At 66.9% G+C, this 25,537-nt stretch carries 25 protein-coding genes; 4 read left to right on the top strand and 21 right to left on the bottom strand.

Annotated features, from left to right (window positions below; genetic code table 11):
- Positions 1 to 11: 11 nt before the first annotated feature.
- The 17 genes from rnc to CFB49_RS05155 all read right to left on the bottom strand — a co-directional run bounded on the left by rnc (position 12) and on the right by CFB49_RS05155 (position 15,694).
- Positions 12 to 1,235, bottom strand: coding sequence for a ribonuclease III (gene rnc / locus CFB49_RS05235; protein ID WP_089490812.1), 1,224 nt, complete (start codon positions 1,233 to 1,235; stop codon positions 12 to 14).
- A gap of 154 nt (positions 1,236 to 1,389) precedes the next feature.
- Positions 1,390 to 2,283: a signal peptidase I gene (gene lepB / locus CFB49_RS05230; protein ID WP_069620549.1), complete on the bottom strand. Its 894-nt coding sequence runs from the start codon at positions 2,281 to 2,283 to the stop codon at positions 1,390 to 1,392.
- Between the two features lie 16 nt (positions 2,284 to 2,299).
- Positions 2,300 to 4,093: a translation elongation factor 4 gene (gene lepA / locus CFB49_RS05225; RefSeq protein WP_069620550.1), complete on the bottom strand. Its 1,794-nt coding sequence runs from the start codon at positions 4,091 to 4,093 to the stop codon at positions 2,300 to 2,302.
- A 196-nt stretch (positions 4,094 to 4,289) separates the two neighbouring features.
- Positions 4,290 to 4,526, bottom strand: a complete 237-nt coding sequence (locus tag CFB49_RS05220; RefSeq protein ID WP_069620551.1) for a glutaredoxin family protein — start codon at positions 4,524 to 4,526, stop codon at positions 4,290 to 4,292.
- 8 nt (positions 4,527 to 4,534) lie between these two features.
- The gene (locus tag CFB49_RS05215) at positions 4,535 to 6,025 is read right to left on the bottom strand and encodes a DegQ family serine endoprotease (protein ID WP_069620552.1); all 1,491 of its coding nucleotides are present in this window, start codon (positions 6,023 to 6,025) and stop codon (positions 4,535 to 4,537) included.
- Between the two features lie 16 nt (positions 6,026 to 6,041).
- Positions 6,042 to 7,094: a MucB/RseB C-terminal domain-containing protein gene (locus CFB49_RS05210; RefSeq protein WP_069620553.1), complete on the bottom strand. Its 1,053-nt coding sequence runs from the start codon at positions 7,092 to 7,094 to the stop codon at positions 6,042 to 6,044.
- A 5-nt stretch (positions 7,095 to 7,099) separates the two neighbouring features.
- A complete protein-coding gene (locus CFB49_RS05205) occupies positions 7,100 to 7,717 on the bottom strand; it encodes a sigma-E factor negative regulatory protein (protein WP_089490811.1) in 618 nt (205 codons plus the stop codon).
- An 86-nt stretch (positions 7,718 to 7,803) separates the two neighbouring features.
- The gene (gene rpoE / locus CFB49_RS05200) at positions 7,804 to 8,403 is read right to left on the bottom strand and encodes an RNA polymerase sigma factor RpoE (protein ID WP_006490873.1); all 600 of its coding nucleotides are present in this window, start codon (positions 8,401 to 8,403) and stop codon (positions 7,804 to 7,806) included.
- A 91-nt stretch (positions 8,404 to 8,494) separates the two neighbouring features.
- A complete protein-coding gene (locus CFB49_RS05195; RefSeq protein ID WP_069620554.1) occupies positions 8,495 to 8,959 on the bottom strand; it encodes a hypothetical protein in 465 nt (154 codons plus the stop codon).
- Between the two features lie 11 nt (positions 8,960 to 8,970).
- Positions 8,971 to 10,203, bottom strand: a complete 1,233-nt coding sequence (gene fabF / locus CFB49_RS05190) for a beta-ketoacyl-ACP synthase II (protein WP_050011474.1) — start codon at positions 10,201 to 10,203, stop codon at positions 8,971 to 8,973.
- Between the two features lie 164 nt (positions 10,204 to 10,367).
- The gene (acpP, locus tag CFB49_RS05185; RefSeq protein WP_004197638.1) at positions 10,368 to 10,607 is read right to left on the bottom strand and encodes an acyl carrier protein; all 240 of its coding nucleotides are present in this window, start codon (positions 10,605 to 10,607) and stop codon (positions 10,368 to 10,370) included.
- 144 nt (positions 10,608 to 10,751) lie between these two features.
- Complete coding sequence (gene fabG, locus CFB49_RS05180) at positions 10,752 to 11,501, bottom strand: 3-oxoacyl-ACP reductase FabG (protein ID WP_069620555.1); 750 nt, start codon at positions 11,499 to 11,501, stop codon at positions 10,752 to 10,754.
- 36 nt (positions 11,502 to 11,537) lie between these two features.
- A complete protein-coding gene (fabD, locus tag CFB49_RS05175; protein ID WP_089434735.1) occupies positions 11,538 to 12,470 on the bottom strand; it encodes an ACP S-malonyltransferase in 933 nt (310 codons plus the stop codon).
- A gap of 84 nt (positions 12,471 to 12,554) precedes the next feature.
- On the bottom strand, positions 12,555 to 13,544 hold the full coding sequence (locus CFB49_RS05170) for a beta-ketoacyl-ACP synthase III (RefSeq protein ID WP_006476506.1): 990 nt from the start codon (positions 13,542 to 13,544) through the stop codon (positions 12,555 to 12,557).
- Complete coding sequence (gene plsX / locus CFB49_RS05165) at positions 13,545 to 14,651, bottom strand: phosphate acyltransferase PlsX (protein ID WP_069620557.1); 1,107 nt, start codon at positions 14,649 to 14,651, stop codon at positions 13,545 to 13,547.
- Positions 14,652 to 14,780: 129 nt separating this feature from the next.
- A complete protein-coding gene (gene rpmF / locus CFB49_RS05160) occupies positions 14,781 to 14,960 on the bottom strand; it encodes a 50S ribosomal protein L32 (protein ID WP_006051932.1) in 180 nt (59 codons plus the stop codon).
- Positions 14,961 to 15,058: 98 nt separating this feature from the next.
- A complete protein-coding gene (locus CFB49_RS05155; protein ID WP_069620558.1) occupies positions 15,059 to 15,694 on the bottom strand; it encodes a YceD family protein in 636 nt (211 codons plus the stop codon).
- Between the two features lie 230 nt (positions 15,695 to 15,924).
- Between CFB49_RS05155 and CFB49_RS05150 the strand changes: the two genes are divergently transcribed.
- Positions 15,925 to 16,557 carry a Maf-like protein gene (locus CFB49_RS05150; RefSeq protein ID WP_012328148.1) on the top strand — a complete coding sequence of 211 codons (633 nt, stop codon included), beginning with the start codon at positions 15,925 to 15,927 and terminating at the stop codon, positions 16,555 to 16,557.
- Positions 16,554 to 17,276, top strand: a complete 723-nt coding sequence (locus tag CFB49_RS05145) for an SAM-dependent methyltransferase (protein WP_011544932.1) — start codon at positions 16,554 to 16,556, stop codon at positions 17,274 to 17,276. The genes CFB49_RS05150 and CFB49_RS05145 overlap by 4 nt, the downstream gene beginning before the upstream one ends.
- 69 nt (positions 17,277 to 17,345) lie before the next feature.
- Here the strand turns inward: CFB49_RS05145 and CFB49_RS05140 are convergent, their stop codons facing one another.
- From CFB49_RS05140 to CFB49_RS05125, 4 genes are read right to left on the bottom strand one after another with little or no spacing between them, the layout of a single operon-like run.
- Positions 17,346 to 18,338, bottom strand: coding sequence for a S49 family peptidase (locus CFB49_RS05140; RefSeq protein ID WP_069620559.1), 993 nt, complete (start codon positions 18,336 to 18,338; stop codon positions 17,346 to 17,348).
- Positions 18,339 to 18,350: 12 nt separating this feature from the next.
- Complete coding sequence (locus tag CFB49_RS05135; protein ID WP_069620560.1) at positions 18,351 to 18,752, bottom strand: Rieske (2Fe-2S) protein; 402 nt, start codon at positions 18,750 to 18,752, stop codon at positions 18,351 to 18,353.
- Positions 18,749 to 19,408, bottom strand: a complete 660-nt coding sequence (locus tag CFB49_RS05130; RefSeq protein WP_069620561.1) for an HAD-IA family hydrolase — start codon at positions 19,406 to 19,408, stop codon at positions 18,749 to 18,751. The genes CFB49_RS05135 and CFB49_RS05130 overlap by 4 nt, the downstream gene beginning before the upstream one ends.
- A 5-nt stretch (positions 19,409 to 19,413) precedes the next feature.
- Complete coding sequence (locus CFB49_RS05125; protein ID WP_069620562.1) at positions 19,414 to 20,418, bottom strand: RluA family pseudouridine synthase; 1,005 nt, start codon at positions 20,416 to 20,418, stop codon at positions 19,414 to 19,416.
- Positions 20,419 to 21,139: 721 nt separating this feature from the next.
- On the opposite strand from CFB49_RS05125, the gene CFB49_RS05115 reads away from it, so the two are divergent.
- Both CFB49_RS05115 and moaA read left to right on the top strand, forming a co-directional pair.
- Complete coding sequence (locus CFB49_RS05115; protein WP_089490810.1) at positions 21,140 to 24,283, top strand: Rne/Rng family ribonuclease; 3,144 nt, start codon at positions 21,140 to 21,142, stop codon at positions 24,281 to 24,283.
- 131 nt (positions 24,284 to 24,414) lie between these two features.
- Positions 24,415 to 25,527: a GTP 3',8-cyclase MoaA gene (moaA, locus tag CFB49_RS05110; RefSeq protein ID WP_089490809.1), complete on the top strand. Its 1,113-nt coding sequence runs from the start codon at positions 24,415 to 24,417 to the stop codon at positions 25,525 to 25,527.
- Positions 25,528 to 25,537 lie beyond the last annotated feature (10 nt).

The following is a 25,537-nucleotide window of genomic DNA, read 5'->3' as shown; positions in this document are numbered from 1 at the left end:
CGATGGGCAATTCAGTGGTCGGCATCGGCCACGCGCGCCTGCGCGGCAGCCAGGCTCGCGCCGCCGGGCGGCGTTTCGGCGTCGGGCGACGCGGCATCGCGTGCGCGCGCCGGCGTGCGCGCGGCGGAATCGGCGCCCGCGGCAGGTTTGTCGGCCGACGACAATGCCGGATCGGCCGCATGGCCGGCCGGCCTGTCGGCTGGGCGCGGCGCGGCCTCGGCGGGCTTTTCCGCGGCCTTGTCGGCCCGCTCGGCCGGTTTGTCGGCAACCTTGTCGGTCGCCGGCTTCGCCGCCCGTTCGCCCTTGTCCGTTGCCGGCTCGACATGCGCCGCGCGAATCGCGGCCATCGGCGCGACGGCCGGCTCGGCGCCCGCAGCCGGCGCGGTTGCCGCCGGCACCGCGCCGGCCGCCCTGGCCTCGCGCGCCGTCGCACGTTCCTTCCGCTCGGGCGAGCGCAGGTCGAGCGCTTCCTGCACGCCCTTCACGCCCGGCACGATTTCGGGCTCGACATGCTTGGACCCGCGCGCGTTTTTCGAGCGCTTCGGCTTCGCGGTCAGCATCGGCGCGGCCGCCATCACTTCGTCGAGCGCCTTCTTCGCGGCGGCCTGCTCGGCCGCGCGCCGGCTCGCGCCGGAGCCCGCTACCTTCACGTCCAGCTTCGGCACCGTGCACTCGACCTCGAACTGCTGATTGTGCGCCGCACCATGCGTCGCGACGACCGTATAGGTCGGCAGCGCGATCTTGTGCCCCTGCAGGTATTCCTGCAGCAGCGTCTTCGCGTCCTTGCCGAGCGTGCGCGGATCGATGTGGTCGAGAATCGGGATATAGAGGCGCTTGATGACCCCTTGGGCGGCTTCGAAGCCGCCATCGAGGAACACGGCCCCGATGATGGCTTCGAATGCGTCCGCGAGGATCGACGGGCGACGGAACCCGCCGCTGCGCAGCTCGCCCTCGCCCAGCCGCAGGCCGTCCGAGATATTCAGGGCCTGAGCAATTTCGTACAGCGACTGCTGTTTGACGAGGTTGGCGCGTACGCGCGACAGGTCGCCTTCATCCAGCTTGCCGAAACGCTGGAACAAAAGGGCGGCCACCGCGCAATTCAGAACGGAATCGCCGAGAAACTCGAGCCGTTCGTTGTGCGTGGCACTGTGACTGCGATGGGTCAAAGCCTGGCGCAACAATTCCGCATTGCGAAATTCGTAGCGCAGCCGGCTTTCCAACTGGGATGAGGGCATGTGCAGGAGTATAACGCGGGCGCCCGGTCGGGCCGAAACGGCACGGCCGGACACGAAAAGGCGTGACGAGGCGGTGTTACCGCCGGTTCTTAAAGTCGTTCGGCAATACGCGACGCGGCCCGTGCGTCGCGTATTGCGGATGAATCGAATGCGGTCAGTTGAAGGAACCGATGCGCTTCAGGTCGCCGAAGTTCATCCAGATGAAGAACGCGCGGCCGACGATGTTCTGGTCCGGCACGAAACCCCAGTAGCGGCTGTCCGCGCTGTTGTCGCGGTTGTCGCCCATCATGAAGTAGTGACCGGGCGGCACCTTGCAGATCACGCCGCGGCTGTTGTACGTGCAGTTGTCGCGATACGGATAGTCGTATGCGCCCATCACGAACGGCGGCACGGCCGGGTTGTTGAGGATCGCGTTCTTCTTGTTGCCGATCGTCTCCTCGAACTGCTTCGCGTAATTCTGGCGCTCGTCGTCGAAGAAATCGGGCAGCGGCGTTTCCGGCACCGGCTGGCCGTTGATCGTCAGCTGCTTGTCCTGGTACGCGACCGTGTCGCCCGGCAGGCCGATCACGCGCTTGATGTAGTCGACCGACTCGTCCTTCGGATAGCGGAACACGACGACGTCGCCGCGCGACAGCGGGCTGCCCTGCGTGATCTTCGTATTGGTGACCGGCAGGCGCAGCCCGTACTCGAACTTGTTGACGAGGATGAAGTCGCCGACGAGCAGCGTCGGGACCATCGAGCCCGACGGAATCTTGAACGGCTCGACGATGAACGAACGCACGACGAACACGGCCAGGATCACCGGGAAGAAGCTCGCCGTGTACTCGAGCCACCACGGCTGGCGCAGCTTTTCGTCACGCAGCTTCGAACGCGTCTGCGCCGCGTTTTCGTCCGCGAAACGCTTGTCGATGCGCGACTGCTGGCGATCGAACTCCTCGATCGCCGAATCGGCCGCCTTGCGACGCCGCGGCAGGAACACCAGTTTGTCCAACACCCACGCTACGCCCGTCACGACGACGAGCACAAAAAGAATCAGCGCAAAATTCATAAAAGGATCAGTCCTGTTATTTGTCTTCGACGCGCAAGATCGCGAGGAACGCCTCCTGCGGGATCTCGACCGAACCCACCTGCTTCATGCGTTTCTTACCTTCTTTCTGCTTCTCGAGCAGTTTCTTCTTCCGCGTGATGTCGCCGCCGTAGCACTTCGCGAGCACGTTCTTGCGGAGCGCCTTGATGTTCTCGCGCGCGACGATGTGCGCGCCGATCGCGGCCTGGATCGCCACGTCGTACATCTGGCGCGGGATGATCTCGCGCATCTTCGCGGCGACCTCGCGGCCGCGGTATTGCGACTGCGACCGGTGCACGATGATCGACAGCGCGTCGACCTTGTCGCCGTTGATCAGCATGTCCACCTTCACGACGTCCGACGAACGGTATTCCTTGAACTCGTAATCCATCGACGCGTAGCCGCGCGACACCGACTTCAGGCGATCGAAGAAGTCGAGCACGATCTCGGCCATCGGGATCTCGTACGTGAGTTGCACCTGGCGGCCGTGATACTGCATGTTGATCTGCGAGCCGCGCTTCTGCTCGCACAGCGTGATCACCGAGCCGACGTAATCCTGCGGCATGTACAGGTTCACGGTGACGATCGGCTCGCGAACTTCGGCGATGCGGCCGGGCTCCGGCATCTTCGCCGGGTTCTCGACCATGATCGTCGAGCCGTCGCTCTGCACGACCTCGTAGACGACCGTCGGCGCGGTCGTGATGAGATCCATGTCGAATTCGCGCTCGAGCCGCTCCTGCACGATTTCCATGTGCAGCAGTCCGAGGAAGCCGCAGCGGAAACCGAAGCCGAGCGCCTGCGACACTTCCGGCTCGTACTGCAGCGATGCGTCGTTCAGCTTCAGCTTCTCGAGCGATTCGCGCAGCGCGTCGTACTGGTTCGCCTCGACCGGATACAGCCCCGCGAACACCTGCGGCTTCACTTCCTTGAAGCCCGGCAGCGGCTCGGCGGCGGGCTTGGTCGCGTGCGTGACGGTATCGCCGACCTTCGCGGCCGTCAGTTCCTTGATGCCGGCGATGATGAAGCCCACCTGCCCGGCCGACAGCGACTCGAGATTGCGCGACTTCGGCGTGAACACGCCGACGTGCTCGACCGGATACTGCGCGCCGGTCGCCATCATCTTGATCTTGTCCTTCGGACGCAGCGTGCCGTTGACGATGCGCACGAGCATCACGACGCCGACGTAGTTGTCGAACCACGAATCGATGATCAGCGCCTGCAGCGGCGCGGCCGGATCGCCCTTCGGCGGCGGCACCTTCGCGATCAGCGACTCGAGCACGTCTTCCACGCCGAGGCCCGTCTTCGCGCTGCAGCGCGTGGCGTCGGTCGCGTCGATGCCGATCACGTCCTCGATCTCCTCGATCGCGTTCTCGGGGTTCGCGGCCGGCAGGTCGATCTTGTTCAGCACGGGCACGACCTCGACGCCGAGCTCGATCGCCGTATAGCAGTTCGCGACCGTCTGCGCCTCGACGCCCTGGCTCGCGTCGACGACCAGCAGCGCGCCTTCGCACGCGGACAGCGAACGGCTGACCTCGTACGAAAAGTCGACGTGCCCCGGCGTGTCGATCAGGTTCAGGTTGTAGACCTTGCCGTCGCGTGCACGATAGGACAACGCGGCCGTCTGCGCCTTGATCGTGATGCCGCGCTCGCGCTCGATATCCATCGAGTCGAGCACCTGCGCTTCCATTTCACGGTCGGCGAGGCCACCGCATACCTGGATGATGCGATCCGCGAGTGTCGACTTGCCATGGTCGATGTGCGCGATGATCGAGAAATTGCGAATATGATCCATTCAGTGCCGATCAAGCGAAAAAGGCGCGCTCGACGACTGCGGAGCACGCCTTGTGTAAGTCGGTGAAAAAACGGCTTATTTTAGCCGAAAAGGCTTACGCCGGGCGGGATTTCGGACGCCCGCCCCGCGGGAGCCGGCACGACGCCCGCCGGATCAAACCCCGTATGAAGCGGCACGGGCCCGCGGCAGGCCAGGCTCAACGCCGGGCCGCCAGCGCGCCGCGCACCCGCGCGTCGTCGAACCGGTGGCGGCACACTTCCGCGCCGTCCAGCAGCAGCACCGGCACATCCTCGTCGTAACGCGCGACGAGCGCCGCATCGGTGTCGATGTCGACGTAGTCGACCGCGACGCCGAATTCGGCCGCCACCGGCGCCAGTGCGTCGCGCATGTCGTCGCACAGGTGGCACCAGCCGCGGCCGTAGAGCGTGAACATCGGCCGCGTTACTTCTGGGTCGCGCGCGGCCGCACGGGCACGAACTGCGTGTTGTCGCCACGCCGCACGAGCACCGCGACCGCCTTCTGCGGATCGAGCTGCGCGGTCACGTCGGCGAACTGCTTCGCGTTCGTGATGTCGGTGTCGCCGACGCGCAGCACGATGTCGCCGCGCTGCAGGCCCGCACGGGCGGCCGGACCGTCGACGCCATCGATCTGCACGCCGTTCTTCAGCTTCAGCGTCTTCAGCTGCTCCGCCGTCAGGTCGCTGACCGTCAGGCCGAGCGAATTGGTCTGACGCGGCTTCTGCGGCGCGTTCTTGCGCTGCTCGGCCTTCGCCGTCGACTCGGCCGGCGTTTCCGCGATCGTGATCGGCAGATCGCGTGCCTGGCCCTTGCGCCACACGCTGACCGTCGCCTTCGTGCCGGGCTTCGTGTCGCCGACCATGCGCGGCAGGTCCGACGCCGCATCGACCGGACGGCCGTTGAACTTCAGGATAATGTCGCCCGGCTGGATGCCGGCCTTGTCGGCCGGGCCGCCCGGCTCGACGCTGCTGACGAGCGCGCCTTCGGCCTTCGGCAGCCCGATCGAGTCGGCCACGTCCTTCGTCACCTCGCCGATCGCCACCGCGATCCGGCCCCGGGTGACCTTGCCGGTCGCCTTCAACTGGTCGGCCACGCGCATCGCCTCGTCGATCGGAATCGCGAACGAAATGCCCATGAAGCCGCCGGTCCGGCTGTAGATCTGCGAGTTGATGCCGATCACCTCGCCCTGCATGTTGATCAGCGGGCCGCCCGAGTTGCCGGGGTTCACGGCGACGTCGGTCTGGATGAACGGCAGATAGTCGCCCGTGTTGCGGCTCTTCGAGCTGACGATGCCGGCGGTGACCGTGTTGTCGAGGCCGAACGGCGAACCGATCGCGACGACCCACTCGCCGACGCGCACCTTGTTCGAATCGCCGATCGCGACGACCGGCAGGTTCGACGCCTGGATCTTGACGACCGCGACGTCCGTGCGGTCGTCGACGCCGATCAGCTTCGCCTTGAATTCGCGCTTGTCGGTCAGCGTCACGTAGATGGTGTCCGCATCGTCGACGACGTGCGCATTGGTCATCACGTAACCGTCGGCCGACACGATGAAGCCCGAGCCGACGCCGCGGTTCTGCTCGGTGTCGGGGCCATTGTCCGGCGCCGGCGCGTTCTTCGGGCTGCCGCCGTTGCCGGGCGCCTGCGGCAGCGGAATGCCGAAGAAGCGCCGGAAGAATTCCGACATGTCGCCGTTGTCGAAGCCTGGCGGGAGCACGCCGCGCGGGCCGGGTACCGGCACGTTCGCGGTGGTCCGGATGTTCACGACCGCGGGGCCGACCTTTTCGACGAGGTCGGCGAAATCGGGCAGGCTGGCAGCGGGAGGCGTGACAGCGACAGCGGTTTGCGGGACGAGCGGCAGGCAGGCACACAGCGCCGCCGCCGCGAGCACTTTGCGCAGCGTGAGTTTCGTCATGTCGGGAGCCGTAGCGTTACTTGGAAGCCTTGTATTCTATGGCAGACGCGAACTGCTGCAACGTTGCCGGCGGCACTTCGCCGAGCACGGTGATCCAGTAGTCGCCGCGGCGCTTCACGAGAACGTGCGTCGCGCCGGTGCTGCCCGCGCCTTCCTTGCGCGTATTTTTCTCGGCCGGCTCGATGAAGACCGAGATCGTCGCGAGGCCGTCGGTGAAGACGGCCTGATCGACCGGGATCGGCGGATCGCCCGCATCGCGCGCGGCCATCGGCCGGCGCACTTCACGAATCTTCTGGAAGCCGGCGACGCTCGGCGCAAGCTGCCAGCCCTGCGCTTCCATGTCGACCGTCGCGACCGGCGGGCGCACGACCGTCCAGCCGCTCAGGTTGCGCATGCCGGCTGCGATCGCGGCCTTGTCGCCGCTTGCGCCGCCCGTCTGCACTTGCGAGAACGCGATCTGTTCGAGCACGCGATCGTTCGCGTCGAGCGTCTGCGAACGCAGCAGCAGCCCGGTGCGCGCATCGGCCCACAGCTTGTACGCAAAACGGTACGCATCCTTCGGCACGAGCTCGACGACCTGCGCGTCGATCCCGGCCACGCGGTCCTTGCCGAGCGACTTCGCATCGTAGACGGACATCACGTGCTCGCCGCTCGCGCCGAGCAGCGCGGGGAACGAGTCGCGCGTCTGACGGCGCTCGACCACGCACAGCTTGCGCTCGGGCACGAACGTGTACAGCTCGTCGTTGTGCCGCAGCAGCTTGCGCGGCTTGCCGTCGAGCGTTTCGATCCGCTCGAACTCGCCGTCGCGGGACGAGACGTGCGCGATGCGCGACGACTGCACGTACCCGCCGCGCTGGTAGACGAACGTACCTTCGTAGCTCTGCTGCTGCGCGGCCTGCTGGACGCGGTCGAGCCAGTCCGCGGCGCCCTTGCGGGTCGCGACGGGATCGTCCGGTTGCTGGGCGCTGGCGGGAAGGGAGTGAACGGACAACAGGGCGGCTGCGCAAAGCAGGAGGGCCGGCAGCCGCTTCCATCCGGAGATGGCGTGATTCAACTGCAATGTCCGCATCGGGTTTATTGGCCTGGCGTGGTGGTCACGGCAGCGCGGATCAGCGGCATCGAGCCCGTGACGACGGGCTGCTGCGCGAACTGCTGGTGCGCTTCAAGGTATTGGTCGAGGCTGGCGTCGCGAATGATGTTGACGTCCTGCAGGCCCGGCTGGGCCGATGCCTGCGCAACCGTCACGCGCTGCAGGTTGCCGTTCTGCGGCGAGCCTGCCGATGCGACCTGAACGGCGCCCGGCGCCCCGGCCGTCTGCATTTGCGGGACGACGATCCACGTCAGCGTGGCGGCCGCGGCGGCCACCGCGAACGCGGGCACGACGCGGCGGCGCAGCGCCAGCAGCTTGCGCGCGACCGGCGCGGCCGCCGGTGCCAGCAGATGCGGCTCGCTTTCGAGCGCGGCCGACATGCGCGCGGTGAACGCGACGCTCAGCGCGGGCGGCAGCGCGAGCTCGTCCGAGCGCAGCGCATCGCCGATCAGGTGGTAATGGGCCCACACGGCGCGATCCGCGCGGTCGAGCTCAGCCAGAAACTGCCCGTGGTCCGGGCCATCGAACATTTCGCCGTCGACCAGCGCGGAAAGGCGCTCGCCGCGCGAGCACGCTTGCGATTGCGTATTGACCGACCCCATGATGCTCCCCATCTTGCACACCCCGTCGTGACTTCACGACTCTATCCGTAACTAGACCCCGACCCGCGTCGTTCCGCCCGCCGCGCTTACCAGCGCTTTCCTTCGGGCGTATCGAGCAGCGGACGCAATTTGGCAGCGATTGCTTCGCGCGCGCGGAAGATCCGCGACCGGACCGTCCCGATTGGACAGCCCATCATTTCCGCGATCTCTTCGTAGCTCAGGCCCTCGATCTCGCGCAGCGTGATTGCCTGGCGCAGTTCTTCGGGCAGCAGAGCCATTGCAGCGTTGACCGTCTCGGCAATCTGCTTGCTCATCAACATCGACTCAGGCGTGTTGATATCCCTTAGTTGGTCTGCGTCGGAGAAAGTTTCCGCTTCCTCCGCATCGGCCTCGGTCGAGGTCGGCGCCCGGCGGCCTTGCGTCGCAAGGTAGTTCTTCGCCGTGTTGACGGCAATTCGGTACAACCACGTATAGAACGCCGATTCGCCGCGGAATTGCGGCAGCGCACGATACGCCTTGATGAACGCGTCCTGGGCCACGTCCTCGACCTCGGCGGGATCCCGCACGAGGCGCGAGATCAGCCGAATGATCTTGCGGTGGTATTTGGAGACCAGGAGTTCGAACGCCGCCTTGTCGCCCTTCTGTACGCGTTCGACCAGAGCCTGATCGATTTCTTTTTCACTCACCTGACAAATCCGTTAACTAGGGATGCAACGCGGAGCGTTATTGTAGCGTTCCGGCGCCGGCCGCTGGTTACGGTCGGTAACCACGCCGCCGTCATGCCCGCGCCGCCGCCCCGGCCGTTCTCGCCAGCACCGACAGCGCGCTGAATGACGCGGCATCGAGCGCGTCGGCCGGAATCAGCAGCGGCCGCGCGCGCCGGGCACCCTGCCCGACCGACAGCACCAGCAGCAGGCTGCTCCAGTGCGCATGGCCCGTCACGCGGCCGCGGGCCAGCAAGCGCCCGGTGCGGCCAAACGCCGCAATCTCCCCGAACGCATCGATTTGCAGCTCGGCCGGCAGCCGGCGGGCGCAAGCCCGCGCCGCGCATACGGCCAGCAGCGCCGCCGTCACGGCCGACACGCCTGCGCCGGCGGCAGCGCCCGCGCGCGGCGCCCAGAACAGGTACGCCGATGCGGCAGCCGACGCGACGAACGCGGCCAGCACGAGATACGACACGGCCGAGGCCCGCAACGCAAAGCGCTGCGGACGCCCGGCCGGAGCATCGAATGGACTCGTCAAGCGATTCGCCGTCAGACGCGCTTGAACACCAGCGTGCCGTTGGTCCCGCCGAAGCCGAAGTTGTTCTTCACGGCCACGTCGATCTTCATGTCACGCGCGGTGTTCGCGCAGTAATCGAGATCGCACTCGGGGTCCTGGTTGAAGATGTTGATGGTCGGCGGCGACACGTTGTTGTGCAGCGCCAGCACCGTGAACACCGATTCGAGGCCGCCCGCGCCGCCCAGCAGGTGGCCCGTCATCGACTTCGTCGAGTTCACGACGAGCTTGTACGCGTGCTCGCCGAACGCCGCCTTCACCGCGTCGGACTCGTTCTTGTCGCCCAGCGGCGTGGACGTGCCATGCGCGTTCAGGTACTGGACCTCGTCGGCGTTCATGCCGGCGTCGCGCAGTGCCGCGACCATGCAGCGGCGCGGACCATCCATGTTCGGCGCGGTCATGTGGTACGCGTCGCCCGTCATGCCGAAGCCGGCGACTTCCGCATAGATCTTCGCGCCGCGCGCCTTCGCCGCCTCGTATTCCTCGAGCACCATCACGCCGGAACCCTCGCCGAGCACGAAGCCGTCGCGGTCCTTGTCCCACGGACGCGACGCGGTAGCCGGATCGTCGTTGCGGGTCGACAGCGCGCGTGCTGCCGCGAAACCGCCGATGCCGAGCGGCGACACCGTCGATTCGGCGCCGCCCGCGACCATCACGTCGGCGTCGCCGGCCTGGATCAGGCGCGCGGCGAGGCCGATGGAGTGCAAGCCGGTCGTGCAGGCCGTGACGGCCGCGAGGTTCGGGCCCTTCAGGCCGAACATGATGCTCAGGTGACCCGAGATCATGTTGATGATCGAACCCGGCACGAAGAACGGCGAAATCCGGCGCGCGCCACGATCGACGTAGGTCTGGTGCGTATCTTCGATCATCGGCAGGCCGCCGATGCCGGAACCGACCAGCACGCCGATGCGTTCCGCATTGGCTTCGGTCACTTCCAGCCCGCTGTCCCGGATGGCCTGGACGCCGGCGGCGATGCCGTAATGGATGAACGTATCCATGTTCCGGGCTTCCTTCGCCGGGATGTACTCCTCGGCGCTGAAACCCTTCACTTCGCCCGCGAAATGGCAGGCGAGGTTCGACGCATCGAACTTCGTGACGGTGGCGATACCGGACTTGCCGGCGACGAGATTGGCCCAGCCGTCGGCAACATTATTGCCAACAGGCGAAATCAGCCCCAGGCCTGTAACGACAACACGACGGCGGCTCACGGTAACCTCTTTTCCATTATTGGATGACAAAAACAAAAGCCACAGTGGCCACAGGAACCAGCCCTGCGAGCCCTGTGGCTGTTAGTCCGTCCGGCGCGAAGCCGGCAGGATGGCGCGTCAATCGCGATGATCGCGGCGACGTGGCGGACAAGCGCGAAAGGCGCTTACGCCTTGACGTTTGCGCGAGCGTAGTCGATCGCTTGCTGAACGGTCGTGATCTTCTCTGCTTCTTCGTCCGGGATTTCCATGCCGAACTCGTCTTCCAGAGCCATCACCAGTTCGACCGTGTCGAGCGAATCGGCGCCCAGATCGTTCACGAACGAAGCTTCGTTCTTGATCTCGGCTTCCGCGACGCCCAGTTGCTCAGCGACGATCTTCTTGACACGTTGTTCGATGTTGTCCATTACCCCTCCGAGGGAAAGTTCAGATTTACAAGTGCGCGCATTTTATCAGGTTTGCTGACGGCAAAACGCGCGTTGGCTTGATGGTCGATCAAGCGCCGGTCCGCCTGAAAAACGGGATACGGCGCGGATGGTAAACGAAAACCGTTACGACATGTACATGCCGCCGTTCACGTGCAGCGTCGTGCCGGTGACGTAACCGGCTTGCGGCGATGCGAGGAACGCGACGGCATGGGCGATGTCCTCCGGGCTGCCGAGGCGGCCGAGCGGAATCTGGGTCTTGAGCGCGGCCTGCTGTTCTTCCGGCAGCGTCTTCGTCATGTCGGTGTCGATGAAGCCCGGCGCCACGCAGTTCACCGTGATGCCGCGGCTGCCGATTTCGCGCGCGAGCGCCCGCGTCATGCCTGCCACGCCGGCCTTCGCGGCCGCGTAGTTGACCTGACCCGGATTGCCGGCCGAGCCGACCACCGACGTGATGTTGATGATACGGCCGCCGCGCGCCTTCATCATCGGGCGCAGCACCGCACGCGACAGGCGGAACACCGACTTCAGGTTGGTGTCGATCACCGCGTCCCAGTCCTCGTCCTTCATCCGCATCGCGAGCTGGTCCTGCGTGATGCCCGCGTTGTTGACGAGCACGTTCAGCGCGCCGAATTCCTTCACGGTCGCATCGATCAGCGCCTCGGCGGCGGCCGCGTCGTTGACGTTCAGCACCGCGCCGCGGCCCGTGACGCCCGCTTCCGCGAACGCCGCGGTGATCGCGGCGGCGCCCGATTCGCTCGTCGCCGTGCCGATGACCGTCGCGCCGAGGCGCGCGAGTTCGAGCGCGATCGCCCGGCCGATGCCGCGCGACGCGCCGGTCACGATCGCAACCTGTTTATCGAGAGTCTTGTCCATGAATCGAATATCCGTCTCTTGAGGAAAGGCGCCGCGTCAGGCGGTCACGAGCTTCAGTGCTTCGTCGAGCGAAGCCGGATCGAACACCGACGCGCCGACCAGGTTGCCGTCGATGCGCTTCGTCAGGCCGGCCAGCACCTTGCCCGGCCCGCATTCGATCACGTGCGTGACGCCGGTGCCCGCGATGTGCCGCACGCATTCGACCCAGCGCACCGGACCCGCGGCCTGGCGTACCAGCGCATCCTTGATCGCGGCCGGATCGCCGACCACCGCGACGTCGATGTTGTTGACGACCGGAATCTGCGGCGCCTTCACGTCGACGCTCGCGAGATAGTCGCGCAGCTGGTCCGACGCCGGCTTGAGCAGCGACGAATGGAACGGCGCCGACACTGGCAGCGGCAGCGCGCGCTTCGCACCCTTCGCCTTCGCGATCTCGCACGCCTTTTCGACCGCGGCCTTGCTGCCGGCGATCACGACCTGCGCGGGCGCATTGAAGTTCACCGCTTCGACGACACCCGCTTCCGCGGCTTCGGCGCATACCGCGCGCACCGTGTCGTCGTCGAGACCCAGGATCGCGGCCATGCCGCCCTGGCCGACCGGCACGGCCGTCTGCATCGCCTGCGCACGGAAGCGCACGAGCGGCACCGCGTCCTTGAACGCGAGCGCGCCGGCCGCGACGAGCGCCGTGTATTCGCCCAGGCTGTGGCCGGCGACGATCGACGGCGCCGGGCCGCCTGCCTGCTGCCACGCGCGGTAGCACGCGTACGCGGCGGTCAGCATCACGGGCTGCGTGTTGGTGGTCAGGTTCAGCTCTTCGGCCGGACCTTCGGCGATCAGCTTGCCGAGATCCTGATTGAGCGCATCGGACGCTTCCTGGAGCGTCTCGCGCACGACGGCCAGATCGGCGAATGCGTTGAGCATGCCGATCGCTTGCGAGCCCTGCCCCGGAAAAACGAATGCAAATTTCATATCGTCCCCAATTGAATCGATTCGGACGGCGCGCACGAACGGCGCGCCGACGGGATCCGCGCGCGGCTTGTCGCGCGCCGCGGATCAGAAGCGGAAGACCGACGCGCCCCAGGTGAAGCCGCCGCCGACGCCTTCGATCAGCACGTGCTGGCCACGCTGGATGCGACCGTCGCGCACCGCGGCGTCGAGCGCCAGCGGAATCGACGCGGCCGACGTGTTGCCGTGCTGGTCGACCGTCACGACCATGCGCTCCTGCGGCAGGCCGAGCTTGCGGCAGGTGCTGGTCATGATGCGGATGTTGGCCTGGTGCGGAATCAGCCAGTCGATTTGCTCGGGCGCGAGATTCGCCTTCGCGAGCGCTTCGATCGCGACCTTTTCGAGCACGTTGACCGCGAGCTTGAACACGGCCTGCCCGTCCATGTGCAGGAACGCGCTGCCGTCGATCACGCCGCGATTGACGTTGCCCGGCGTGCACAGGATGTTCGAGTAGCTGCCGTCCGCGTGCAGCGCGCTGCCGAGCACGCCCGGCTCTTCCGATGCGGACAGGATCACCGCGCCCGCGCCGTCGCCGAACAGCACGCAGGTCGTGCGGTCCTTGAAGTCGAGAATGCGCGAGAACGTCTCCGCGCCGACGATCAGCGCGGTGCGGTGCTGGCCGCTGCGGATGAAGCTGTCGGCCGTGGCCATCGCATACGCGAAGCCCGAGCATACGGCCTGCACGTCGAACGCGGCGCCGCCGTTCTTGATGCCGAGCTTGTTCTGCAGCAGGCACGCGGTGCTCGGGAACACGAAATCGGGGGTCGAAGTCGCGACGATGATCAGGTCGATCGACTGCGGATCGACGCCGGCCGCTTCGATCGCACGACGCGACGCCTCGAGCGCGAGATCGCTCGTCGTGACGTCGGGTGCGGCGAAATGGCGCGCATGGATGCCCGTGCGCGCGACGATCCATTCGTCGCTGGTCTCGATGCCTTCCTTCGCAAGACGATCGGTCAACTGCTGGTTCGTGACGCGGTCGGGCGGCAGGTAGCTGCCCGTGCCGAGCACGCGGGAATAGAGAGTCGATTGGGCCATTTATGCTTTAGAGGATTGCGCAGCGGAAGGTTCGGCGTGATGGCCTGCGGCCGGGCTTGCCTGGCCCGCGCCGCCCGCGTCGTGTCCGCCGTCGCCGAGCGACACTGAATTATCCGCCATCGCGCGCGCGAGGCGCTCCAGCACCCCGTTTTTGACGGCATCATACCCGCGTTTGATCGCCCACTCAAACGCGTAGGCGTCGGCCGAACCGTGGCTCTTGATCACGAGGCTCTTCAGCCCCAGCAGCGCCGCGCCGTTGTACTGGCGGTGATCGACGCGCTTCTTGAAACGCATCAGCACCGGCAGCGCGAGCAGCGCCATCAGCTTCGACATCAGCGAACGGCCGAACTCCTCGCGGATGATGTCCGACAGCATCTGCGCGAGCCCTTCGGACGTCTTCAGCGCGACGTTGCCGACGAAGCCGTCGCAGACGATCACGTCGACGGTGCCCTTGTAGATGTCGTTGCCTTCGACGTTACCGCGGAAATTCAGCGTGCTGGCGCGCAGCAGCTCGCCTGCGCGCTTGATCGTCTCGTTGCCCTTGATGACCTCTTCGCCGATGTTCAGGAGGCCGATCGTCGGGCGCTCCTTGCCTTCGAGCGCGGCCACGAGCGCGTGCCCCATCTCCGCGAACTGCAGCAGGTGCTGCGGCTCGCAGTCGACGTTCGCGCCGAGGTCCAGCATCATCGTGTAGCCGGTCGGGTTCGGCAGCGCGAACGCGATCGCGGGCCGCTCGATGCCGGGCAGCGTCTTGAGTACGTAACGGGAAACGGCCATCAGCGCGCCAGTATTGCCGGCGGAGATGCAGGCCTGCGCGGCGCCTTCCTTGACGTGGTTGAGCGCGACGCGCATCGAAGAATCCTTCTTCTTGCGCAGCGCCACTTCGACAGGGTCGTCCATCGCCACGACTTCGGTGGCGGGCACGACGGTCAACGCGGGATCGTCGAGAGCTTTCAGCTTCTTCAGCTGAGCGCGAATCGCGCTTTCGATGCCGACGAGCATCAGGTGCGCATCGGGATGCGCGCGGACGAACTTGACTGCCGCGGGAACGGTCACGGACGGGCCGTGGTCGCCTCCCATGCAATCGATTGTGAGCTTTACGGTCATGGAATGCGACGAATTTCAGGCACAAAAAAGCGGCAGTTGAATGCCGCCTTTTTGTTGAGCCAGGAAAGTGTCAAGCGAACCAGTTGTCACGCGAACGGCGAGCGTAGCGCGCAACGCGTGACTTGACGCTTAGTCGTTCTTCGTCTTGACGACTTTCTTGCCGCGATAGTAGCCGTTCGGGCTGACGTGGTGACGCAGGTGCACTTCACCCGTGCTCGGCTCGACTGCCAGCGGCGCTGCCGTCAGGAAATCGTGCGAACGATGCATGCCGCGCTTCGACGGCGACTTCTTGTTTTGCTGGACTGCCATGACTAACTCCTAAATAATTTTCCGGATTCTAACACAGCCCGATCCGGCGCTTAACTACCCTGGCCCAAAGCCCTTACGCCTTCCCGCGCCACAACTGCTTAGTGTTTCTTGGTGCCGTCACCGTCCTTCTTCAGCGCTTGCAGCGCTGCGAACGGATTCGGCCGTTTGCCTTCGTCCCCGGCTTCGTCGGACTCCTCGTCCGTTTCTTCCGCGGGACCGCTCGCGCCCGACACGAGGCTTTCGTGAACTGCCGGGCAAACCTCGTGCTTGGGCACGAGCGGCAACGAAAGCAGCAATTCCTCTTCGATCAAGTCGACGAGATCGAACTGGCGTGAGCCCACGATCACATCGGCTTCATCGTCGTCGAGCGGAAATTCTTCAGCTTCTTCTTCGGTCGCGACGACCCGGTACGTCATGTCGACGTCGAACGTCTGGTCGTACGGCGTCATGCAGCGCTGGCACGTGAGCCACGCATGGCCGTGCACCGCGAGGCGCAGATACGGCTGCTGCCCGTCGGCGCCGTCGTCCTGCAACTCCTTCTGCGTGAACCCTTCCGCCTGCCACGTGAACACCGTGTCGCGATCTGGCGCGTCCGCCGGCACTTCGTTTAACATGCGCGGCAGCTGCGAGAGGCGCACCGCCCCGGCTGCCTGCCGCCCGCTGCGGGCGAACTCGAACAGGTCGACCGCGTGCGGATCGAGGGCCGCCGCAGGTTTGCCAGAAGAAGTGTTCATGTGCGCTCCTGCCTACAGGCTGACTTGCGGATCCGGCTTGGCACCGCTCGCGTACGGCTCATCGAAGGATGACGTACTTTACTTCCGAAGACCCGGCAGGCGCCACCACAACGAAAGCCTGCCGACGAAAAGCGGGAAAGCATACCTGTTTTACCTTTTGCGGTCAATCACTTAAGCTTGCGTCCGCGCAACGCCGCGCCACACCTCACGACTCACCGATCCAACCGACCATGCCGGATACCGTTTGCCGCCCGCCGCGGCTGATTCTTGCCTCCAGCTCCCGCTACCGCCGCGCGCTCCTCGAGCGCCTTGGCGTGCCGTTCGACGTCGTGTCGCCGGACCTCGACGAAACCCCGCTCGCCGGCGAAACGCCGGCCGCGACCGCGCTGCGGCTTGCCGGCGCGAAGGCGCGGGCCGTGGCCGCGACGATCGACGCGCCGGACGGCGTGCTCGTGATCGGGTCGGACCAGGTCGCGACCTTCGACGGGCATCAGATCGGCAAGCCCGGCACCCACGAGCGCGCGCTCGCGCAACTCGTGTCGATGCAGGGCCGCGAAGTCGAATTCCACAGTGCGCTCTGCCTGTACGACAGCCGCACCGACGACGCGCAGGTCGAGGACATCGTCACGCACGTGCGCTTCCGTTCGCTGCCCGAGGCCGAACTCGACGCCTACCTGCGGGCGGAAACGCCGTACGACGTGGCCGGCAGCGCGAAGTCCGAAGGGCTCGGCATCGCGCTGCTCGACGCGATCGACTCGGACGACCCGACCGCGCTCGTCGGCCTGCCGTTGATCGCCCTCACGCGGATGCTGCGCGCCGCCGATTACCCGCTGTTTGCCACCACCCGAGGAGACCGCGCATGACCGCCGGCACGCTTTATCTCGTCCCGAACACGCTCGGCGAAGGCGACGAATCGATGCTCGCCGCCGTACTGCCCGCCGCCGTGCAGGCGCGCGCCGGCACGCTCGGCTATTACATCGGCGAGAATGCGAAAACGACGCGCGCGTTTCTGAAGAAGATCGGTACGACGCGGCCGATCCAGGAAATCGAGATCAGCGAGCTGAACGTCAATACGCCGGCCGGCGCCATCGACCGGTTGCTCGCGCCCGTGCTGGCCGGTGCGGACGCCGGCCTCGTGTCGGAAGCCGGCTGCCCGGCCGTCGCCGACCCCGGCGCGCTGCTGGTGCGCCGCGCGCACGAGCGAGGCGTGAAGGTCGTGCCGCTCGTCGGGCCGAGTTCGATCCTGCTCGCGCTGATGGCGTCGGGCCTGAACGGCCAGAGCTTCGCGTTCAACGGCTATCTGCCGGTCGATGCGGCCGCGCGCGCGAAACGGCTGCGCGAACTCGAGCAACTGTCGCGCAAGGCGCGCCAGACGCAGATCTTTATCGAAACGCCGTACCGGAATCACGCGATGCTCGACACGCTGGTCGCGACCTGCGCGCCGTCGACGCAGATCTGCGTCGCGGCCGACCTGACCCTCGCAACCGAGACGATCGCGAGTCGCACGGTGGCCGACTGGAAAAAGGCGCCTGCACCGAATCTGCACAAGCGCCCCGCGATCTTCCTGCTGCTGGCGAATTGATGCCGCGAACGGCGATCAGCTCACCAGATGAAAGGCGGGCCGTCGCGGCCCGCCGATCGTCGCCAGCCGTCAGCGCAGGCTGACCGACGCGCCGCCGGCCGTCAGCGCCTTCATCGCGGCGCCCCCGACGGCCGCGCCGAACTTGCGCGCGACGCGATTCGTCAGGCTTTCCTTCACCGTATAGTCCACCAGATCCGGCGCTTTCAGCACGTCGCGCGCGACCGTGTCGGTCGTGCCGTAGCCGTCGGCAAGGCCCAGTTCGACGCTCTTTTCACCCGTCCAGAACAGGCCCGAGAACATGTCGGGCGTCTCGTGCAGCCGCTTGCCGCGGCCATCCTTCACCGCCTTGATGAACTGCGCATGCACCTGGTCGAGCAGTTCCTGCGCGTGCGCGTCCATCTTCGGCGTTTCCGGCGAGAATGGATCGTAGAAGCCCTTGTTTTCGCCCGACGTGTGCAGGCGCCGCTCGACGCCGAGCTTGCCCATCAGCCCGGTGAAGCCGAACCCGTCCATCAGCACGCCGATCGACCCGACGATGCTCGCCTTGTCGACATAGATCTTGTCGGCGGCGGACGCGATGTAATAGCCGCCCGATGCGCACATGTCGGTCACGACGACGTACAGCGGCTTGTCCGGATACTTGCCGCGCAACCGCCGGATCTCGTCGTAGACCATCCCGGCCTGCACCGGGCTGCCGCCCGGGCTGTTGATCCGCAGCACGACGCCGACCGTGCCGTCGTCGTCGAACGCGGCGTCGAGCGCCGTGTTGATGTCGTCGGCGTTGGCGTTGACGCCGGCCGCGATCTCGCCGTCGATCGTCACGAGCGCCGTATGCCGCCCGCTCGCCGAGAACTTCGAATCGCTCGAGAAATCGATCAGCGCGAACGCGAGCAGCACGAACACGCCGAGAAACGCGAAGCGGAAGAAGATTTTCCAGCGCCGTGCCGCACGCTGCTCCTTGACCGCCGCGAGCGCGATCCGCTCGAGCGCCGCGCGCTCCCAGCTGGGTTCACGGCTGTCGGGACGGGAGGAGGAATCCGGGGAATTCGGTTGGTCGGCCATGCAGTAGTGTCGTCAATCGGTCGTGGCGGAAGTGGCGGGATGCAGGTCCGCATCGGGCACCCAGAATACCGCACGGCCGTCGGGCGTGTCGCGCTCGTCGACCTCGACAGGCCGCAGGCGGCCGCCGCGGCACGGGCCGCCGACGCACTTGCCGGTATCCGGCGCGTAGATCGCGCCGTGCGTCGCGCACATCAGATAGAGGCCCGACGACTCGAAGAACTGCCCTTCGGCCCAGTCGAGTTCCATCGGCACGTGCGCGCAGCGGTTCAGGTAGCCGTAGGCGCGGCCGTCGTAGCGCACGAAGAACACGACGGCCTGCTCGCCGCGCAGCGTCGCGTCGACACGCACGCCGGCGCCGCCGTCGGTCAGCGCGTCCGACGCGCATACGCGCACGGCGTCCGGCGCCGCGCTCATGCGTGCTCCCGCAGCCATGCGGCCAGCGCGCCGACGTCCGGCGCGACGAAGCGCGGCGCGAGCGCCGCCAGCGCATCGGCCGTGTGCGCGCCATACGCGACGCCGACGCCGGCCGCGCCGGCGCTCGCGGCCATCTGCAGGTCGTGCGTGGTGTCACCGATCATCACGGTGCGCGACAGGTCCTGCCCCAATTCCCGCGACAATTCGTGCAGCATCGCCGGATGCGGTTTCGAGAACGTTTCGTCCGCACAGCGCGTCGCATCGAACAGGCTCGTCAGCTTCGACTGGTCGAGCACGCGGTTCAGCCCGACCCGCCCCTTGCCGGTCGCGACGGCGAGCAGGTAGCCCGTGTCGCGCAGTTCGGCGAGCAGCTCGCGCACGCCGGCGAACAGTTCGATGCGCTGGTCGTCGAGCAGATAGTGATAGCGGTAGCGTTCGGCCAGCCGCGCATAGTCGGACGGATCGAGGGTCGGGGCCGTAATCTGCAGCGCGTCGCGCAGCCCGAGGCCGATCACGTAGCGGGAAGCTTCGTCGGACGGCGTGGGCAGGCCGAGATCGCGGCATGCCGCCTGGATGCTGTGCGCGATGTGCGCGGTCGAATCCATCAGCGTGCCGTCCCAGTCGAAGACGATCAGGTCAAATTGCTGTCGAGCCATGCGGTTCAGGCGGTATCGCGCAATGCGCTGAGTTGATCGAGGAAGCGCCGGCATTCGGCCGGCAGCGGCGCATCGAACTGCAGCGCCTCGCCGGTCAGCGGGTGAGCGAGCTTCAGACGGTGCGCATGCAGGAACATCCGTTTCAGCGACGGCTGCGCATTCGCGCGCGCCAGCGCCTTGTTCAGTGCGAAATCGCCATACTTGGCGTCGCCGGCGATCGGCAGGCCGAGATGCGCGAGGTGCACCCGGATCTGATGGGTCCGACCCGTTTTGAGTTCCGCTTCGACGAGCACATAGTCGGACCAGCGGTCGACGAGGTTGAACACCGTATGCGACGGCAGCCCGTCGTCCTGCACGCGCACGCGCCGCTCCCCTTCCGGGGTCGAATACTTGAACAGCGGCGCCTTGACCGCGCGGCGCCGGCCCCAGTCGGGCTGCCATTCGCCGTGCGCGCACGCGAAGTAGCGCTTGTCCATCCGGTTCTCGCGGATCTGCTCGTGCAGGGCGACGAGCGCCGTGCGCTTCTTCGCGAGCATCAGGATGCCGGACGTCTCTCGGTCGAGCCGGTGCACCAGTTCGAGGAATTTCGCGCGCGGGCGCGCCTGGCGCATCTGCTCGATCACGCCGAACGCGACGCCGCTGCCGCCGTGAACCGCGACCCCGGCCGGCTTGTCGATCACGAGCATCGCGTCGTCCTCGTACAGCACGTCGAAATTCGCGGGCGGCACGACCGGCGTATCGGCGCGCGCCAGGTCGGCCGCCGCCACGCGCACCGGCGGCACGCGGACGAGGTCGCCCAGCTCGAGGCGGTACTGCGCGTCGATCCGGCCCTTGTTGACGCGCACTTCGCCGCTGCGGAGGATCCGGTAAATATGGCTTTTCGGCACGCCTTTACAGACGCGCAACAGGAAGTTGTCGATGCGCTGACCGGCCGAGTTTTCGTCGATCTCGATCATCGATACCTGGCCGCTTGCGACCGAATTCTGGGATATTTTGCCTAACTCATTCATACTGAATATAATTTTGCCCAGCCTGACGTTGTGGGTGGCCTGTTCGGCCAGCCCCGGCTGAATCGGGCAAGGCGCAAGCGCAAACTGCTATTTTACTTGCGCCGGGGGTCCGCTGCTCGCCCCTAATCAAAGAGAAGCAGCAAGTTGCACGCACGGCGCCGCCCGTCGGCAAGGATCGCGCCCACAGGCGGATTCGGTCGGCAAGGCGCCGCGGTAACGGAAAGTTGGTTGAAAAGAATTTGATCGGCAGCCCGACGGCGCGCAGTGCGTCCGCAGGCTGCCGGTTGCGAAAATTACGGCGTTGCGCCCGATTTGGCCCCGCGAAGCGTGCGGGGCTTGGCGACGTCAAACCAGGGAAGTACACCCCAAGCGGGAAAGTCGGGCTGGATTCGATACTCCCCGCTGCGGCCCAAGCCGCAGCATCTGCCGCCCGTCGGCGCGCGCGACGCATTGCGCGCGCCCGTGGCGATGCCCGGATCAGGCTTAGCGCGCTTTTGCAGCGTGCGGTGTGTGAACGCCGTGCTTTGAAGCCGTATTCGCAGGTGCCCTATGGCCGCCGGCCCCGTCTTTCGGGCCCAAGCGCCTCTTCAGGCAATTCTCCCCGCCAGCATTCCCGCTCCAGCGTGCTCGTGACAACACAACAAGGTGCGGCCTGCCGTCGTTCCCGCCCTCGCGCCTGACAACCGCGAGGCGTCGGCAGCGGAGCCGCCTGGAGTCGTTCATGAAACGCATGCTGTTCAATGCGACGCAGCAGGAGGAGCTGCGCGTCGCCATCGTCGATGGGCAAAAGCTCATCGACATCGACATCGAAACCGCCGGGCGCGAACAGCGCAAAGGCAATATCTACAAAGGTGTCATCACCCGTATCGAGCCGTCGCTCGAAGCGTGTTTCGTCAACTACGGCGAAGACCGCCACGGCTTCCTGCCGTTCAAGGAAGTCGCCCGCCAGTACTTCAAGGACGGCATCGACATGCGCTCCGCGCGCATTCAGGATGCACTGCGCGAAGGCCAGGAGCTGATCGTCCAGGTCGAGAAGGAAGAGCGTGGCAACAAGGGCGCCGCCCTCACCACCTTCATCTCGCTCGCCGGCCGTTACCTCGTGCTGATGCCGAACAATCCGCGCGGCGGCGGCGTGTCGCGCCGGATCGAAGGCGACGAGCGCCAGGAACTGCGCGAAACGATGGCGCAACTGCAGATCCCGGACGGCATGAGCATGATCGCCCGTACCGCGGGCATCGGCCGCAGCGCCGAGGAACTGCAGTGGGACCTGAACTACCTGTTGCAGCTGTGGCGCGCGATCGAAGCGGCGTCGCAAAGCGGCAACGCCGGCCAGCCGATGCTGATCTATCTGGAATCGAGCCTCGTGATCCGCGCGATCCGGGACTATTTCCAGCCCGATATCGGCGAAATCCTGATCGACACGAACGAAATCCACGATCAGGCCCGTGCATTCATGGACATCGTGATGCCGGACAACGTCGCGAAGGTGAAGCGCTACCACGATGACGTGCCGCTGTTCTCGCGCTTCCAGATCGAGCACCAGATCGAAACCGCGTACTCGCGCACGGTGCCGCTGCCGTCCGGCGGCGCGATCGTGATCGACCACACCGAAGCGCTCGTCGCGATCGACGTGAACTCGGCCCGCGCGACCAAGGGCGCGGACATCGAGGAAACGGCCACCCGCACGAACCTCGAAGCGGCCGACGAAGTCGCTCGCCAACTGCGCCTGCGCGACCTCGGCGGCCTGATCGTGATCGATTTCATCGACATGGAATCGGCGAAGAGCCAGCGTGAAGTCGAGCAGCGCCTGAAGGACGCGCTCAAGCACGACCGTGCGCGCGTGCAGATGGGCAAGATCTCCCGCTTCGGCCTGATGGAGCTGTCGCGCCAGCGCCTGCGTCCGGCGCTGTCGGAAGGCAGCCATGTGACGTGCCCGCGCTGCAACGGCACCGGCCACATCCGCGACACCGAATCGTCCGCGCTGCAGGTCCTGCGGATCATTCAGGAAGAAGCGATGAAGGAAAACACCGCGGCGATCCACTGCCAGGTGCCGGTCGAGGTGACCGCCTTCCTGCTCAACGAAAAGCGTCAGGAAATCAACAAGATCGAGTCGCGCTTCAAGGTCGGCATCGTGCTGATCCCGAACAAGCACCTCGATACGCCGCATTACAAGCTCGAGCGCCTGCGTCACGACGACGCGCGCCTCGACGATCCGCGCGCATCCTGGAAGATGGCCGAGGAAGCGGCCCGCGAACTCGAGTCGGAAACCGGCTACAGCAAGCGTGCGGCCGAAGTGAAGCCGAAGCAGGAAGCCGCGGTCAAGGGCATCACGCCCGAGCGTCCGGCCCCGAGCCCGGCGCCGCAGCGTCCGGTCGAACCCGTTGCCACCCCGGCCCCGGCGCCCGTCGCCGCGGCAAGCGGCGGCTTCATCGGCTGGCTGAAGGGCCTGTTCGGCGTGTCGCCGGCACCGGCGCCCGCACCGGTCGCGCCGGCACCGGCGAAGGAGCAGGCCGCCCGTCCGGCTCGCGAGCGCACCGAAAAGACCGAGCAGCGCGGCGGCGATCGCAACCGCAACCGTCGCGGCGGCGCCCAGCAGGCGCAAGGCGGCCGCGACCAGGCAGCCGCAGGCCGTGGCCAGCCGCAACGCCAGGAACGCGAAGGCAAGGAAGTGCGCGAACCGCGTGAAGGCCGTGAGCCGCGCGAGGGTCGTGAGCTGCGTGAAGGTCGCGAGGGCCGCGAAAACCGCGAAGGTCGTGAAAACCGTGAGGGCCGCGAAGGTCGCGAGGGCCGTGGCCCGCGCGAAGGCCGTGAGCCGCGTGAAGGCCGTGAGCCGCGCGAACCGCGCGAAAACCGCGAACCGCGCGAGCGCGTCGAACAGCCGGAAGGCGTCGACGCAGCCGGCCGTGGCGAGCGCCAGGAACGCGGCGAGCGTCGCGAGCGCGGCGAACGCCGCAAGCCGACCCAGCACGCGGCCACGCTCGAGACCGTCACCCGCGGCGAAAACCATCCGGAACCGGAAACCGACAAGGCTGCGGCAGAAGCGCTGCCCGGCGCGGAACTGGCAGCCGATGCGGAAGCCGGCGCACGTGACGGCGAAGAACGCCGCCGTCGCCGTCGCGGCCGCCGCGGCGGTCGTCGCGAGCGCGAGGAAGACGGCGCAATCGACCAGGCCGAGCAAGGCGCCGAAGGCGAAGTCGCCGCGCAAGCCGTGACGCCGGCCGCACCGGTCGCGGCCGAACCGGCCCACACGGCCGCACCGGCAGTCGTCGCGGCCGTGACCACTGCGGCGGCCGTGGAAACCGTCGCCGAGCAGCATGCCGCACCGGCCGCCGTCGAAGCGCAGCCGGCATCGGCACACGCCGAAGCGGCCCCGGCCGCCCCGGTCGAGCCCGTCGTCGCCGTGCAGGCAGCAGAACCGGCACCGGTCGCACCGGCGGTCGCGGAAGCGGGCCCGGCGCCGGTCGAGGTGTCGCCGACCGATGCGTTCGACGTGCCGGCGGCCGCGCCGGCCGCTGTCGAGGCGCCGCAAGCCGCACCGGCCGTCGCGATCGAAGCCGCTCCGGTGGTTGCCGAACCGGCACCGGTCGAAGCAGCGCCTGTCGAGGCAGCACCGGCCGCGGCCGAGGCCGTCGCCGCACCGGCTCCCGCGCCCGCACAACCGGCAGCCGCGCCCGCTTCGGCGAGCCTGGATGTCGTGCTGGAGCAGGCCGGTCTCGTCTGGGTGAACACGGACGCCGACAAGTTCGCGGCCGCGCAGGAAGCCGCATCGCGACTCCCGCGCCCGGCCCGCGTGCCGCGCGAACGCAAGGTGCTGCCGCCGGTCGATACGGCCCCGATGCAGCAGGTCGAAACGACGCACCACTGAACGGCGTATCGCCCGACCAGGAAAAGCCCGCCTCCGGCGGGCTTTTTCACGTCCGCGCTGCGGGTTTCCGCCCACCGGCCCCGCCGGCCGGTTGCGGCTAAAATAGCAGTCTGCTTCGCACTTCTTTCAACATGTCCCGACGCATCATTCCCCTCGCCGACGTCAGCGGGATGCCGGACGTCTCCGGCGTCGCGCATGCCCCCGACGGCACGCTGGCCGACACGTTCGCCCGGCCGTTGCGCGACCTGCGCATTTCGGTGACGGATCGCTGCAACTTCCGTTGCGTGTACTGCATGCCGCGCGCGGTCTTCGACAAGGACTATCCGTTCCTGCCGCACAGCGCGCTGCTCACGCACGAGGAAATCGAGCGCGTGGCGCGGCTCTTCGTCGCGCACGGCGTCGAGAAGATCCGCATCACGGGCGGCGAACCGCTGCTGCGCAAGAACCTCGAATTCCTGATCGAGCGCCTCGCGCGGCTGACGACGCACGCCGGCCGCCCGCTCGACCTGACGCTGACGACCAACGGTTCGCTGCTCGCACGCAAGGCGCGCGCGCTGAAGGACGCCGGGCTCACGCGCGTCACGGTCAGCCTCGATGCGCTCGACGATACGCTGTTCAAGCGCATGAACGATGCCGAATTCGCGAGCGCCGACGTGCTCGACGGCATCTTCGCCGCGCAGGCCGCGGGCCTCACGCCGGTCAAGGTCAACATGGTCGTGAAGCGCGGCACCAACGACAGCGAGATCCTGCCGATGGCCGAGCGTTTTCGCGGCACCGGCGTGATCCTGCGCTTCATCGAATACATGGACGTCGGCACGTCGAACGGCTGGAACATGACCGAGGTGCTGCCGTCGTCGGACGTCGTCGCGCGCATCGCCGAACATTTCCCGCTCGTGCCGCTCGAGGCGCACACGGCGGCCGAGACCGCGCAGCGCTGGGGCTATGCGGACGGCAGCGGCGAGATCGGCGTGATCTCGAGCGTCACTCAAGCCTTCTGCGGCGACTGCACGCGCGCGCGGCTGTCGACCGAGGGCAAGCTGTACCTGTGCCTGTTCGCGTCGACCGGGCACGACCTGCGTGCGCTCGTGCGCGGCGGCGCGACCGATGCCGAGATCGCGACCGCGATCGCCCGCATCTGGCAGGCGCGCACCGACCGCTATTCGCAACTGCGCGGCAGCGCGCTTGCCGACGCCGCGCCCGAGGGCGCCGGCAAGCGCGTCGAAATGTCGTATATCGGCGGCTGACGCACGCCGC

Origin of the sequence: Burkholderia sp. AU17457 (genome assembly GCF_002223255.1) — a bacterium.
Classification (GTDB): Bacteria; Pseudomonadota; Gammaproteobacteria; order Burkholderiales; family Burkholderiaceae; genus Burkholderia; species Burkholderia sola.
This window is presented reverse-complemented; position numbering and strand designations above follow the sequence as displayed.

What these genes read in the sequence shown, in the direction of transcription:
- rnc (WP_089490812.1), bottom strand. Translation starts at nt 1,235, where the DNA reads ATGCCCTCATCCCAGTTGGAAAGCCGGCTGCGCTACGAATTTCGCAAT.
- lepB (WP_069620549.1), bottom strand. Translation starts at nt 2,283, where the DNA reads ATGAATTTTGCGCTGATTCTTTTTGTGCTCGTCGTCGTGACGGGCGTA.
- lepA (WP_069620550.1), bottom strand. Translation starts at nt 4,093, where the DNA reads ATGGATCATATTCGCAATTTCTCGATCATCGCGCACATCGACCATGGC.
- CFB49_RS05220 (WP_069620551.1), bottom strand. Translation starts at nt 4,526, where the DNA reads ATGTTCACGCTCTACGGCCGCGGCTGGTGCCACCTGTGCGACGACATG.
- CFB49_RS05215 (WP_069620552.1), bottom strand. Translation starts at nt 6,025, where the DNA reads ATGACGAAACTCACGCTGCGCAAAGTGCTCGCGGCGGCGGCGCTGTGT.
- CFB49_RS05210 (WP_069620553.1), bottom strand. Translation starts at nt 7,094, where the DNA reads ATGCGGACATTGCAGTTGAATCACGCCATCTCCGGATGGAAGCGGCTG.
- CFB49_RS05205 (WP_089490811.1), bottom strand. Translation starts at nt 7,717, where the DNA reads ATGGGGTCGGTCAATACGCAATCGCAAGCGTGCTCGCGCGGCGAGCGC.
- acpP (WP_004197638.1), bottom strand. Translation starts at nt 10,607, where the DNA reads ATGGACAACATCGAACAACGTGTCAAGAAGATCGTCGCTGAGCAACTG.
- fabG (WP_069620555.1), bottom strand. Translation starts at nt 11,501, where the DNA reads ATGGACAAGACTCTCGATAAACAGGTTGCGATCGTGACCGGCGCGTCG.
- fabD (WP_089434735.1), bottom strand. Translation starts at nt 12,470, where the DNA reads ATGAAATTTGCATTCGTTTTTCCGGGGCAGGGCTCGCAAGCGATCGGC.
- CFB49_RS05170 (WP_006476506.1), bottom strand. Translation starts at nt 13,544, where the DNA reads ATGGCCCAATCGACTCTCTATTCCCGCGTGCTCGGCACGGGCAGCTAC.
- plsX (WP_069620557.1), bottom strand. Translation starts at nt 14,651, where the DNA reads ATGACCGTAAAGCTCACAATCGATTGCATGGGAGGCGACCACGGCCCG.
- rpmF (WP_006051932.1), bottom strand. Translation starts at nt 14,960, where the DNA reads ATGGCAGTCCAGCAAAACAAGAAGTCGCCGTCGAAGCGCGGCATGCAT.
- CFB49_RS05155 (WP_069620558.1), bottom strand. Translation starts at nt 15,694, where the DNA reads ATGAACACTTCTTCTGGCAAACCTGCGGCGGCCCTCGATCCGCACGCG.
- CFB49_RS05150 (WP_012328148.1), top strand. Translation starts at nt 15,925, where the DNA reads ATGCCGGATACCGTTTGCCGCCCGCCGCGGCTGATTCTTGCCTCCAGC.
- CFB49_RS05145 (WP_011544932.1), top strand. Translation starts at nt 16,554, where the DNA reads ATGACCGCCGGCACGCTTTATCTCGTCCCGAACACGCTCGGCGAAGGC.
- CFB49_RS05140 (WP_069620559.1), bottom strand. Translation starts at nt 18,338, where the DNA reads ATGGCCGACCAACCGAATTCCCCGGATTCCTCCTCCCGTCCCGACAGC.
- CFB49_RS05135 (WP_069620560.1), bottom strand. Translation starts at nt 18,752, where the DNA reads ATGAGCGCGGCGCCGGACGCCGTGCGCGTATGCGCGTCGGACGCGCTG.
- CFB49_RS05130 (WP_069620561.1), bottom strand. Translation starts at nt 19,408, where the DNA reads ATGGCTCGACAGCAATTTGACCTGATCGTCTTCGACTGGGACGGCACG.
- CFB49_RS05125 (WP_069620562.1), bottom strand. Translation starts at nt 20,418, where the DNA reads ATGAATGAGTTAGGCAAAATATCCCAGAATTCGGTCGCAAGCGGCCAG.
- CFB49_RS05115 (WP_089490810.1), top strand. Translation starts at nt 21,140, where the DNA reads ATGAAACGCATGCTGTTCAATGCGACGCAGCAGGAGGAGCTGCGCGTC.
- moaA (WP_089490809.1), top strand. Translation starts at nt 24,415, where the DNA reads ATGTCCCGACGCATCATTCCCCTCGCCGACGTCAGCGGGATGCCGGAC.